The sequence below is a fragment of the Thermosynechococcus sp. JY1331 genome, from assembly GCF_031583475.1.
Classification (GTDB): domain Bacteria; phylum Cyanobacteriota; class Cyanobacteriia; order Thermosynechococcales; family Thermosynechococcaceae; genus Thermosynechococcus.
Genome location: NZ_CP134180.1, coordinates 775,826 through 789,282 on the forward strand (window position 1 = coordinate 775,826; position 13,457 = coordinate 789,282).

Sequence of the window (13,457 nt, forward strand, 5' to 3'; positions counted from 1 at the left end):
AGTGGGTACGAGAACAAGTAACAGTGTCTTGAACTCAAACCATCAAATATTAAGATAATTTGCAAGTGATGACCTACCGCAAAAAACTCATTGAAGTTGCCCTGCCCCTAGAAGCCATCAACCTCGAATCGGCCCGTGAAAAATACATCCACCATGGCCATCCTTCCACGCTGCATTTGTGGTGGGCGCGGCGACCCTTAGCAACCTGTCGCGCTGTCCTATGGGCATCGTTGGTGGATGATCCTTCGAGTTGGCCAGACAAGTTCCCCACCGAAGAGGAGCAACAGCGGGAACGGCAGCGGTTGTTTGATATTTTGGCTCGGATTGAGGTGGTGCGGGATCGGAAAGGCAATGCAAAACAGGTGGTGCGGGGCTTGGTGTCTTGGGATGATGTCAATGATCCGAACTCTGGGGTGCTAGAGGCAGCGCAGCGCGAGATTGCCCGCTGCTTGGCGTGGGATAGAGGGGAAGAGCCGCCAACCGATCCCAAAGCGGTGCGGGAATACATTGCCCAGTATGCGCCACCAGTGTATGACCCCTTTGCCGGTGGCGGGTCGATTCCCTTGGAGGCGCAGCGGTTGGGGCTGGAAGCCCATGCCAGTGATTTGAATCCCGTAGCGGTGTTGATCAATAAGGCATTGATTGAGATTCCGCCGAAGTTCAAGGATCAAGCGCCGGTGAATCCGGTGGATTGCCCTCACCCCCCAACCGCCTCTCCCAGAGGGCGAGGAAGAGAAAGGGCAGGCTTAAATCGCTGGTATGGAGCACAGGGACTCGCGGCGGATGTGCGCTATTACGGAGAATGGATGCGAGATGAGGCGTTTAAGCGGATTGGGCATCTGTACCCGAAGGTTGCCCTCACCCCCCAACCCCCTCTCCCAGAGGGCGAGGAGGAGCTAGAGAAGTGGGAAATTTCTGTTCTGCCTCACCCCCCAACCCCTTCACCCCCCAGCCCCCTCTCCCCAAAAGAGCGAGTGGGAGAATCAGAACCCTCTCCCTCTGGGAAAGGGCAGGGTGAGGGAAAAGCAACGGTGATTGCGTGGCTATGGGCAAGAACGGTCAAATGCCCGAACCCGGCCTGTGGCTGCCAGATGCCGTTGGTACGGAGTTTTCAGCTTTCGACCAAGAAGGGGAAAGAGGCTTGGGTGGAGCCGGTAATTGATCACCCTCATCCCCTAGCCCCTTCTCCCATCAAGGGTGAGGGGACTCAAATCCGGTTTGTGGTGAAGTCGGGCAAAGGCAGAGCACCAGAGGGAACGGTAGACCGCAAAGGGGCACGCTGCATCGCCTGCGGAACGCCCGTACCGTTGGAGTATGTGCGATCGGAGGGCAGAGCCGGACGCATGGGACAGCAATTGATGGCCATTGTTGCTGAGGGACAAAATGGACGGGTGTATCTCGCACCCACCCCAGAACAGGAAGCCATTGCTAATTCGGCGCAACCCACTTGGAAACCAGAAACAGAGCTTATTTGTAAATCTGGGGTGATCAATGCACCGCTTTACGGCATGACCAAACACGCCGATCTCTTCACCCCGCGTCAACTGGTGGCGCTGACCACCTTCAGCGATTTGGTGGGGGAAGCACAGGCAAAGGCGACTCAGGATGCCATTGCTGCTGGGCTACCGGATGATGATGTGCCGTTGCATGAGGGCGGAACGGGGGCTAGAGCCTATGGAGAGGCGATCGCCACTTATTTGGCGTTTGCTAGTGACAAAATGGCAGATTATCACTCCAGTCTCTGTAGCTGGAACTCAGGACGTGACACGATTAGAAACACCTTTGGAAGACAAGCCATTCCAATGGTTTGGGACTTTGCCGAAGCTAATCCTATGAGTGACTCGACTGGCAACTTTAATGGTGCAATTGAGTGGGTCTACAAAGTAATTGAGAATGCATTTCCCAATTTCCAATCATACGTTACTCAACACGATGCCACTGCCCCCCACCCCCACGACACCACCCCCAAACTCATCTCCACCGATCCACCCTACTATGATGCCGTGCCCTATGCAGACCTCTCAGACTTTTTCTATGTCTGGCTGCGTCGTTCTATCGGTACAATTTATCCCAACATTTTCAACACGGTTTTAGTTCCTAAAGCCCAAGAATTGGTTGCGGATAACTTCCGTCATGGCACCAAGCAAAAAGCAAAGGAATTTTTTGAAGAAGGACTCGGCAAAACCTTTGAGCGTCTCAATAAAGTTGTTCACTCAGACTATCCATTAACGGTTTACTACGCCTTCAAGCAAGAAGAAGACCCCTCACCCCCCGACTCCCTCTCCCAAAATGGGCGAGGGGGGGAAGAAGACATCGACACCGCTCTAATTCCCCTCTCTCGCTCTAGGAGAGGGGCTAGGGGTGAGGGCAGCAGAGCTTCAACCGGTTGGGAAACCATGCTGGAAGGCTTAATCAAAGCTGGCTTTAGTATCGATGGTACTTGGCCCATGCGTACCGAACTCGCCAGCCGCATGCGTGGACAAGCCTCCAACGCCCTCGCCTCCTCGATCGTCCTTGTTTGCCGTCTCCGCCCCGCCGACGCAGCCAAAATTACCCGTCGCCAATTCCTCAGCGAACTCAAACGCGAACTTCCCCCCGCCCTCAAAACCCTGCAGCAGGGCAACATCGCCCCCGTAGACTTTGCCCAAGCCAGCATTGGCCCCGGCATGGCTGTCTTCTCCCGATATGCCGCCGTTCTGGAAAACGATGGCACTCCCATGCGCGTGCGCACTGCCCTGGAACTGATCAACCAAACCCTCGACGAATACCTCACCGAGCAAGAGGGCGAATTCGACAGCGACACCCGCTGGGCTCTCATCTGGTTCGAGCAACACGAATTCAATGAAGGGCCATACGGCGATGCCGAAACCCTCAGCAAAGCCAAAAATACCACCGTCCAAGGCATGGTCAATGGGGGCATCCTCGAAGCCAAGGGCGGCAAAGTGCGTTTGTTGACAAGAGAGGAAATCGCAAAGAGGAACGGGAAACGCCAAAAGAGAAAGGAGAAAAGAGAAGAGAGGAATGAACCGTCCACCTCGCTCCTCACTTCTCCCCTATGGTTGATCACCCAACTGCTGATCCATGCTTTGGATAAACAAGGGGAAACTGGCGCTGCCGAACTCCTCGCTCAACTGGGCGATCGCGCCATTTTTGCCCGCGATTTGGCCTATCGGTTGTATAGCCTGTGCGATCGCAAGAGGTGGAGCCAAGAGGCTCTCGCTTACAACAGCCTTGTGAGTTCTTGGCCAGAAATGACCCGTCTAGCTGCCACGATGCAAGCATCTACGCAGATTAACCTACAATTTTAGGCCTATTGTAGGCGTAATAAACTGCACACCAACTCCTTAATGATTGAATGATTAATGATTAAAGTAACCCCATGATTGCCCTGAACCTACGCCCCACTCTTCAACTCACCGACAACCTTGCTTTTCTCCAAGCCAAAATGCAGGAGTATATAGATAATGGTGCTCATGGTGCTCAGCTGGGTTGGTTAATTGCTCCCGAAACCCGACAAGTTTATTGCTATCAACCCCAACAAGCCGTAGAAGTTTTAGAACATCCATCTTGCCTTTCAGGAGAACCTCTGTTACGCCACTTCGTGATGGATTTAACCCTGATTTGGGATTAGCTATCATAGTCTTACAGCTCTTGCTTGATCAGCCCTCTTGCCATAATCACACGATGAGCATTAGTAACTACGAACGAGTGGGACGCTCCCTAAATTTGCTTCTCGATGGGCTTTACCCCTTTGTGGAACGGGAAATGAAAGCCAGCTATGGCGATCGCTGGTTGCAAGAGGCTGCTCAATGCCTACCTGAGTATAACCAATACAACAATCCTGCAGAGGTCCTGCAGCAAGATGTATCTGCCCTGCTGATCGTCATTTGGGAACGGTGGAATGAAGTCTTCAAAACGATCTTAGGAAGGGCAGAGCGGACACTGGTCAGTGAGTTACGCGAAACTCGTAACAAGTGGGCACATACCAACACTTTTTCGACCGATGATGCCTACCGCGCCCTCGATAGCGTCAACCGCCTGCTCAGCGCTATTTCCGCTCCTCAAGCTGCCGAAGTTGATAAACAAAAGCAAGAATTATTGCGCATTCGCTTTGAGGAGCAAGCCCGCAATATCACCCGCCGCACCACCACCACACCGACGGAAGGGCAACCTATGGCCGGACTCAAGCCTTGGCGGGAAATTGCTACCCCCCATCCTGATGTTGCCTCCGGTCGCTTTCAACAAGCCGAATTTGCTGCCGACCTCTGGCAGGTCTATCTGGATGAAGGCTCTGACGAGTACCGCAATCCCAGCGAATTTTATCGCCGCACCTACATCACCGAAGGACTGAAACAACTGCTGGCCAACGCTCTACGACGGCTCAGCGGTCAGGGCGGCGATCCGGTGATTGAGCTGCAAACCAACTTTGGCGGTGGCAAAACCCACGCCATGCTGGCTCTGTACCATCTGTGTCATGCAAGATCAAGTGCTGACTTGCCGGGGATGGAGCCGATCTTCCAAGAAGTAGGGCTGACGACACCGCCTCAAAATGTCAGTGTGGCAGTTTTAGTGGGCAATAAACTTCAGCCCAGCGGCATTGTCCCCTATAGACCCGAACACCAGCGCCAAAATCGCCCTTTGATTAAAACCCTTTGGGGCGAGCTGGCTTGGCAATTGGGTGGAGCCGAAGGCTATGAACTGGTGCGGCCAGCCGATGAAACCTCCACCAATCCGGGTGATGCTCTCAAGGTGCTGTTCAATCGCTTTTCCCCCTGTCTAATTTTGATTGATGAATGGGTGTCCTATGCGCGGCAACTGCATGAGCACAGTGATCTGGCCGGAGGGAGCTTTGATACCCAGTTTACCTTTGCCCAAACGCTGAGTGAATCGGCTAAGAATGCCAAAGATACCCTCTTGGTGGTCAGTATCCCCTCTTCAGATATTGAGATTGGGGGCGATCGCGGGAAAGAAGCCCTAGAGAGACTGAAAAATGCCATTGGTCGGGTGGAATCTCCTTGGCGGCCGGCAAGTGCCGAAGAAAGCTTTGAAATTGTCCGCCGCCGTCTGTTTCAGCCCATCACTGACCCCAATTTGTTTGTGCAGCGGGATGCGGTTGTCAAAGCCTTTATGGACATGTACCGCCACCAAAGCCAAGAGTTTCCTAGCGAGTGCAAAGAACCTGACTACGAGCGTCGCCTAAAAGCGGCCTACCCGATTCATCCGGAACTGTTTGACCGCTTGTATGCCGACTGGTCCACGCTCGATAAATTTCAACGCACCCGCGGCGTACTCCGCCTAATGGCCAAGGTGATTCATTGCCTGTGGGCACGAGAAGACCGCAGTTTGATGATCCTGCCTGCCCATGTGCCAATGGATGATCAGCAGGTTCAGGCGGAACTGACTCGCTATCTTGAAGACAATTGGCTACCTGTCATTGACAAAGATGTGGATGGTGCCAATTCCCTACCATTGACCCTCGATCGCCAAAACTCCAACCTAGGGCGCTACTCCGCCTGCCGCCGTGTTGCTCGCACCATCTACATGGGATCTGCCCCCACCCTGCGTGCTGCCAACCGAGGCATTGACGATCGCCGCATTAAGCTGGGCTGTGTGCAACCCGGTGAAACCCCTGCTACCTTTGGCGATGCCTTACGCTATTTGACGGATCGTGCCACCTACCTCTACGTGGACGAAAGCAAACGCTACTGGATTTCCACACAACCTAACGTTAACCGCACTGCCCAAGAACGGGCAGAACAAATCCTCAGCGATCGCGACCCCGTTTGGGCAGAGGTCATCCGACGGCTCAAAAACAATCAAAATCGCGGCGAATTCAGCGCCGTCCATGTTGCTCCCGACTCCACGGCGGATATTCCCGACGACTGTACTCAAGGGGTTCGGCTGGTGGTTCTGCATCCCCAACATGCCCACAGCAAAGGCAATCCTGACAGCCCTGCCCGCCAATGGGTGGAAGATGCCCTCAACCACAGGGGGAACAGTCCCCGTTACTACAAGAATACCCTGCTTTTTTTGGCAGCCGATAAAACCAAACTGGAAAACTTAGAACGCAACACTGCCCAATACCTAGCGTGGAAGGGAATCGTCGATGAAAAGGAAATTCTCAACTTAGATACCTTCCAGACCAAACAGGCAGAGACGAAGCTGAAACAGTTTGATAACGATGTTACGACTCTCCTCAACGAGACCTATCAGTGGCTTCTCGTGCCTCAACAACCTGATCCCCAGGGCAAAATTGAGTGGAGAGAAACCCGACTACAAGGGCAGGCTTCCCCCATTGTGCAAGCCAGCGACAAAGCCGTGCATGAAGGGGATCTATTACCGAATTACTCCGCCACTAATCTGCGACTTGAAGCACTTGATAAATATCTCTGGCGGCAAAGCGACCACATTGATCTCAAACAGACATGGGAATGTTTGACACGGTATCTCTATCTGCCGCGTTTGAAAAATCAAGAGGTTTTGTTAAAAGCAGTGCGCAGCGGTGTGGCCTCAACGGTGTGGGCAGATAACTTTGCCTATGCTGAAGGCGTTGATGACCAGACAGGCAAGTATCTCGGTCTGCAAGTGGGAACAGGCATTAACCCTAGCATTAGTCCCCAAAGCCTGCTAGTAAAGCCAGAAGTTGCTCAAGAACAGCTCAATAGAGAGAGGAGAGAGAATCCAGAAGAGAGAAAAGAGACTGCAGATGGTAGCTCAGTTTCCTTCACGCCTCACGCCGCACCGCTCACTCCGCCATCCTCTACCCCTATCCTCCGCAGATTTTATGGCAATGTGGAGCTTGATCCAAAGCGGCTGAACCGAGATGTGGCTACGATCGCCAGCGAAGTGGTTCAACACCTGATTGCATTGGATGGTACCGTTAAAGTTACCCTAGAAATCGAAGCTGAGATTCCTAGAGGGATTCCAGAAGAGGTTGTGCGTACCGTCATGGAGAATTGCAAAACACTCAAATTTAAGAATCAATCCTTTGAGCAGAGTTAACAGGGGAGCGCGCTGGAGGCAAGGTAGGGTTTAACGGCTGCAACTGTTGCTCCTGCTGCAATGATGCAATGATGAGAGATGGGTTTTCCCCCTCGGTATGACGAATCATGACAATTGCAACTCGCCTAGAATACGACTCCCTCGGTGCCATTGAGGTACCAGCGGACTGCTACTGGGGTGCCCAGACGGCGCGCTCCCTAAAGTATTTTCCCATCAGTCACGAGCGCATGCCCCTCGAGGTTATTCATGCCATGGCACGGCTGAAAAAGGCAGCCGCGATCGCCAACCGCGATTTCGGGGTTTTAGCTGCCGATAAAGCGGCATGGATTATGCAAGCAGCCGATGAAGTCATTGAAGGGCGCTGGGATGATCAGTTTCCCCTCTCCATCTGGCAGACGGGTAGTGGTACCCAAACCAATATGAATGTAAATGAGGTGATTGCTAACCGTGCCATTGAACTGGCGGGGGGGGTGAAGGGGAGCAAAACGCCAATTCATCCCAATGACCATGTGAACTGTAGCCAGTCTTCTAATGACACCTTTCCGGCGGCGATGCATATTGCCACAGTGATTGAGCTGCAGGAGCGACTGCTGCCGATGGTGCGGCACTTACTGGCCGTATTGCAGGAAAAGGTCACCACTTTTGCCGACATTATTAAAATTGGCCGCACCCACTTGATGGATGCCGTGCCTCTCACCCTTGGCCAAGAATTCTCGGGTTACGCCAGTCAAATTGCAGCCTGTCAAGCCCATATTGAGTACGCACTCCAGCATCTGTATCCCCTCGCCATTGGCGGTACGGCCGTGGGGACGGGTTTGAATGCCCCCGCCGGTTTTGGCGATCGCGTGGCGGCAGAATTAGCCCAAATGACGGGGTATCCCTTCTGCAAAGCCGAGAACCCCTTTGCTGCCTTGGCCGCCCATGATCCCTTGGTGATGCTCAGTGGTGCCCTGAAAACCTTGGCCGCAGCAATGATGAAAATGGCCAACGACATTCGCTGGCTGGCTTCAGGCCCCCGTTGTGGTCTAGGAGAACTGATCTTACCTGCTAATGAGCCGGGGTCGTCGATTATGCCGGGTAAGGTCAACCCCACCCAATGTGAAGCCCTAACGATGGTCTGTGTGCAAGTGATGGGCAACGACGCCGCAGTGGGCATCGCGGGCAGTCAAGGAAATTTTGAACTCAATGTTTATAAGCCCCTGATCATTCACAATGTGCTGCGATCGATCAAACTGCTGAGTGATGCCGGTCAAGCCTTTACTGAGTTTTGTCTAATCGGCCTTGAACCCAATCGGGAGCAAATTCAGCGCCATTTGCAGCGATCGCTCATGTTGGTGACGGCTTTGAACCCCCACATCGGCTATGACAAGGCAGCAGCCGTCGCGAAAAAGGCCTACAGCGAAGGTAAAACCCTGAAGGAAGCGGCGGTGGAATTGGGGTATCTCACGGCTGAGGAATTTGATCAGTGGGTGCGGCCAGAGTTGATGCTGGGTGAAAAGGACACTAATTGACCCCGCAGGGAGTGCTGCCAAAAGGGCGTATTGCGAGCGCGCGATCGCAGGCTTTGGTGCGTCACTGTCCAAGTCACCGTCGGATCAAAGAGCACAAAATTGCGACTGTGCAGTTCGAGACGGGGTGGCTCAATGCTCAAAATCCGCGCCGGTGCCGTACTGAGGGCATGCCACAGGTCAAGGGCACTCAAGTATTCCTTGGCAACCAGTTCCTGCCAGAGGGCGGGTAGGGCTAATTCGAGGCCAATGGCACCGGGGAGTGCCTCGGCAAAGGAAACCATTTTTTCTTCATAGAGCAAGGGGGTGTGGTCAATGGCGATCGCCTCAATAACCCCCGTTTTGAGTCCTTCGATCAGGGCTTGGCGATCGCTGGCCGTTCCTAGGGGCGGGTCAAGGCGCAGATGCGGATCGTAACTGGCTAGATCCTCAACCGTAAAGAGCAAATGTAACCACGACACACTGGCACTGACCTGTTCAGGTTTGTCCTTAGCAAGAATCTCGACACTGCGAGCGGTTGACAGGCGCATGAGGTGAATTGAGGTTGAGACGGTGCGGGCCAGCTCCAAAATCGCCAATAGAGGAATGGTTTCACAGCAGACCAGTTGCTCCACCAATCCGAGACGAGTGGCTACCCCACTTTGCCGTGCCACCCCATTGGCGGCCAAGGCCGGGTCAAAGGGCCAAAGGGCAACGGGTTTGCCTAGGGGCTGGACATAGGTGAGTGCCCGCTGCACCAAAGGCCAATGGGTCAACCCCCGATCATCACAAAAGCCAACTACCCCACTGGCGGCCAGTTCCGCTAAATCGGTTAAAGCCGTCCCTTGGCATCCTTGGGTGAGTGCCCCCCAAGCCCGAACCTGTGACCAAGCGGTGGTTGGTATCTGCCGTTGTAATCCTTGCCAAAGGGCAGGATCATCAATCACGGGGTTTGTAGTCGGTAAGAGGGTTAAATGCTGCACCCCACCGGCAGCGGCAGCGGCCAAGAGTGTCTCAAGGGTTTCTCGCGCCTCATAACCCGGCTGACCACTGTGGCTATAGAGATCTACCAAGGGGGGAGCCAACACCCATTCTGAGGCATCAATGATTTCGGCGTCAGCAGGTACCTCTTGGGGGGCGATCGCCACCAATTGATCCGCCGCCAGCAGCACATCGGCGCGATAATCTTGGCGGTTGACCGGATCCAGCAGCCGCACCTGTTGCAACAGTCGCCACACCATCGCCTACAAGGCTCCCGCCGCCGTCCGATCCAGCACGCCCCCCAAATGGGTGGTGATATTCACTGCCTGCAATCGCGGCAGACCGCCCTTGAGGGGATAGTCAATTACCGTGACGCTGCCATTGCCCTGCTTAAAGAGCCAGAAGTTTTCAATGCCTAGGCCAACAATGTGGCAGAGCAAGACCTTATTAGTGGCATCATGAGCCACAACCAAAACATTGTGGGGGGTGGGAGCATTGGTTTTCCAGCGCTTCAGCCACTCTTCCCATGCCTTAACCACGCGATCGCGCACCTGTTCGAGGTTTTCCCCATTGGGCATTTGCACCAGAGCCGGGGTGGTACGCCAGCGTTCCAGTTCCCCCGGATAGGCCGCCGCCACCTCCGGTTCAAACTTGCCCTCCCAATCCCCGTGGCTAATCTCGGCAAGGGCTGGTTCTAGCTCTAGCTCGACATCAGGGTGATACTGCAAAATCGCCAAGGCCGTATCCTTGGGCCGCCGTAGGGGACTACTCAAGGCATGGTGAAAGGGCACCTCCTTGAGGAACTCGGCCACCGCCGCCGCTTGGGCACGGCCATTTTCATTCAGGGGCACATCAATTTGCCCTTGGAAGCGTCCCTCGCGATTCCAGTCCGTTTCACCATGGCGTACCAGAAAGATGCGCAGCGTTTGCTCCTTGAAACGGGGTTGCGGAAAAGGATCATTGAGATGGCTCGTGAGATTGAGGGCTTCTAGTTGTGCGGGTTGCCGCAAGCCATTGCTGAAATTGAGGACACTAATGCCGCCATTGGCCTGCTGGAGCCGTAAATAGCCCTTGACCCCCAAGCCGAGACCCGTGCAAATCAGGGCACGATTCATACCGCTGTGGCCGACAATGACAATCGTTTCATTTTCGTGAGCCGTCAGCAGCGCTTCCAAAACCATGCCCGCGCGATCGTAGAGATCCAATAGCGGAAAAAACTCTTGGGTTTGGCCACTCTCCGTGGTGATTTTCATCATCAAGGTTTCTGGGGCTTCCTGCCAGCGGCGATAGTCCTCGGGAAACCGTGCCTTCACTTCGGCAAAGGGCAGATCTTCCCAAGCGGGCAGCGCAATCTCTTTGAGTAAATCAAGGGAATGGGGTGGCTTGAGTTGCGGGTCTTGGAGCTGAGCATGGATGCCCTCTGCGGTTTCCTTTGCCCGTTTCAGGGGACTGGTGTAAATCTTGCGGATGGGAATGCCCCGCAGGGCCAGACCCACTTGGGCTGCCATCCAGTGACCGCGCTCCGTCAGTGAAGAGGCATCACTGTGACCTTGCACCCGCTCTTGGACATTAAACGTGCTTTCACCGTGGCGGACAATGATGACTCGGGTACTCAGAGGTTTCTCCTTAACAATTCACAGACAACAAACTTGGCCATCCCACCTTGCCATACAGACTTTAGCAGAAACTGTGGCTTCAGGAGCGACAGATTCGAGAATTGGCGGGCATCATCTCTTGAGCATCACATAAAAATCAAAAAACCGACCGCAGGGGCGATCGGCAAGTATTAAAGACCTATTCGCTGATGGATCAGAGGCTACTTCTTGGTGATCCGAGGAGGCTCACGGAAGAAGATGGCAAAGAAGAACAGCGCGATAATGCAGGCAAAGATGAAAACGTAGGTGATGGTTTCCATAGTAGTCCCCTAGGAATGACTAGACAGCTTCTTTGCGACGAGTGGTGACATCGCCCACTTTTTGGTAGAAGCCCCATTCCACTTGCTCCGGCGACAGTTCGGGATCAATCCCAGAGAAGACATCGCGGAACAGCGTGCGGGCACCATGCCAAATGTGACCAAAGAAGAAGAGCAAGGCAAACACCGCATGGCCGAAGGTAAACCAGCCACGGGGACTGGTGCGGAAAATCCCGTCGGAGTTGAGGGTTTCCTTATCGAATTCAAAGATCTCACCGAAGATAGCTTTACGGGCATAGCTCTTGACGGTGGGTGGATCGGTGAAGGTTTGGCCGTTCAATTCACCACCGTAGAAGCTGACGGTCACACCTTGTTGCTCAAAGCTATACTTCGACTCGGCACGACGGAAGGGAATGTCGGCTTTGACAACGCCATTCTTATCGGTGAGGATGACGGGGAAGCTTTCAAAGAAGGCAGGCATGCGACGGACAAAGAGTTCTTCACCCTCTTTGTTGCGGAAGACGGCATGGCCTTTCCAAGCTTGGGCAATGCCATCCCCTTTGTTCATCGGGCCAGTACGGAAGAGACCACCTTTGGCGGGGTTGTTGCCAATGTAATCGTAGAAGGCCAGTTTCTCTGGAATGGCTGACCAAGCCTCTTCAAGGGTGGCGCCACTGGCGAGGGAGGCCTGCACACGGCGGTTAATTTCCTGTTGGAAGTAGCCACTGTCCCACTGATAGCGAGTCGGCCCAAAGAGTTCAATGGGCGTGGTGGCACTGCCATACCACATCGTGCCGGCAACGACAAAGGCAGCAAAGAAGACGGCAGCAATACTGCTGGAGAGTACCGTTTCAATATTCCCCATGCGCAGAGCTTTGTAAAGTCGTTGGGGTGGACGTACCAGCAGGTGGAATAAACCAGCAATAATACCGACAATGCCTGCGGCAATATGGTGAGCAACCACACCACCGGGGTTGTAGGGATTAAAGCCATCGGGTCCCCATTCGGGTGCCACAGGCTGGACACTGCCCGTCAAGCCATAGGGGTCAGAGACCCACATCCCAGGACCAAAGAGACCGGTCAGGTGAAAAGCACCAAAGCTAAAGCAGAGTAAACCGGCAAGGAACAGGTGAATGCCAAACATTTTCGGCAAGTCGAGGGCAGGCTCACCGGTGCGAGGATCGCGGAAGAGTTCCAAATCCCAATAGACCCAGTGCCAGCAGGCCGCCAAGAACAACAGACCTGACAGGACGATGTGAGCGAGGGCAACCCCCTCAAAGCTCCAAAAACCAGGGTCAATCCCTGTTTCGCCAGTAATACTCCAACCGCTCCAAGACCCCGTGACCCCCAACCGTGCCATGAAGGGCAAGACAAACATTCCCTGCCGCCACATTGGGTTGAGAACGGGATCACTGGGATCAAAAATAGCTAGCTCATAAAGAGCCATCGACCCTGCCCAACCGGCGACCAATGCCGTGTGCATCAGGTGGGCGGCAATCAACCGTCCTGGATCGTTGATCAGGACAGTGTGGACTCGGTACCAGGGTAGTCCCATTGACTACGCTCCTCCTATACAAAAATTTAGCGTTTGCATGAACAAATTTTATTAAGCAGCCGGATCACGGTAACAACCGCTTCCCTACTAAGAGTTTAACGGCCAATTTACCCGTAACTTCAGCTACGGTTGGGCAGTTTTTCTGCCAAAATGAGAATGTATTAAGAATGGTAACTAGCGTCGGTTCCTATGGCAAGCAAAGCTGAATTTGTGGGCACAAATATTAAGTTTGTTAACGAAAACAAAGAAGTAATCGCTGCCGACGGCGCGAATCTGCGCTTAAAAGCAATGGAAGCGGGGGTTGACCTCTATACCCTCAAGGGCAAGCTCTTTAATTGTGGGGGCTATGGCCAGTGTGGCACCTGTATTGTTGAGATCGTCGAGGGTATGGAAAACCTCTCCCCCCGCACACCAGTGGAAGAACGCAAGCTCCGCCGTAAGCCAGAGAATTATCGCTTGGCTTGCCAAACCCTTGTCTATGGGCCGGTGGGTGTGAAGACGAAGCCCAAAAGCTAGGTGA

At 53.9% G+C, this 13,457-nt stretch carries 9 protein-coding genes; 5 read left to right on the forward strand and 4 right to left on the reverse strand.

The features are described from left to right. The first annotated feature begins 68 nt into the window (after positions 1-68). From RHJ31_RS03680 to fumC, 4 genes are all read left to right on the forward strand, one after another. Positions 69-3,308, forward strand: coding sequence for a DUF1156 domain-containing protein (locus tag RHJ31_RS03680; protein ID WP_302677399.1), 3,240 nt, complete (start codon positions 69-71; stop codon positions 3,306-3,308). Positions 3,309-3,379: 71 nt separating this feature from the next. Then, positions 3,380-3,631, forward strand: coding sequence for a Uma2 family endonuclease (locus RHJ31_RS03685; protein ID WP_302677400.1), 252 nt, complete (start codon positions 3,380-3,382; stop codon positions 3,629-3,631). 53 nt (positions 3,632-3,684) lie between these two features. After that, positions 3,685-7,002, forward strand: coding sequence for a Swt1 family HEPN domain-containing protein (locus RHJ31_RS03690; protein WP_302677401.1), 3,318 nt, complete (start codon positions 3,685-3,687; stop codon positions 7,000-7,002). A 107-nt stretch (positions 7,003-7,109) separates the two neighbouring features. Then, entirely contained in the window at positions 7,110-8,513 is a 1,404-nt protein-coding gene (gene fumC / locus RHJ31_RS03695) for a class II fumarate hydratase (protein ID WP_302677402.1), read from the forward strand. Here fumC and RHJ31_RS03700 read toward each other — a convergent pair. From RHJ31_RS03700 to psbB, 4 genes are all read right to left on the reverse strand, one after another. Beyond that, positions 8,465-9,730, reverse strand: coding sequence for a dihydroorotase (locus RHJ31_RS03700; RefSeq protein ID WP_302677403.1), 1,266 nt, complete (start codon positions 9,728-9,730; stop codon positions 8,465-8,467). The genes fumC and RHJ31_RS03700 overlap by 49 nt on opposite strands. Before the next feature lie 3 nt (positions 9,731-9,733). Then, entirely contained in the window at positions 9,734-11,026 is a 1,293-nt protein-coding gene (locus tag RHJ31_RS03705) for a histidine phosphatase family protein (protein ID WP_302677404.1), read from the reverse strand. A 260-nt stretch (positions 11,027-11,286) separates the two neighbouring features. Continuing rightward, positions 11,287-11,385 carry a photosystem II reaction center protein T gene (locus RHJ31_RS03710; protein ID WP_011057371.1) on the reverse strand — a complete coding sequence of 33 codons (99 nt, stop codon included), beginning with the start codon at positions 11,383-11,385 and terminating at the stop codon, positions 11,287-11,289. 19 nt (positions 11,386-11,404) lie between these two features. Next, a complete protein-coding gene (gene psbB, locus RHJ31_RS03715) occupies positions 11,405-12,937 on the reverse strand; it encodes a photosystem II chlorophyll-binding protein CP47 (RefSeq protein WP_149819834.1) in 1,533 nt (510 codons plus the stop codon). 189 nt (positions 12,938-13,126) lie between these two features. On the opposite strand from psbB, the gene RHJ31_RS03720 reads away from it, so the two are divergent. Then, positions 13,127-13,453 carry a 2Fe-2S iron-sulfur cluster-binding protein gene (locus RHJ31_RS03720; RefSeq protein WP_302677405.1) on the forward strand — a complete coding sequence of 109 codons (327 nt, stop codon included), beginning with the start codon at positions 13,127-13,129 and terminating at the stop codon, positions 13,451-13,453. Positions 13,454-13,457: the final 4 nt, after the last annotated feature.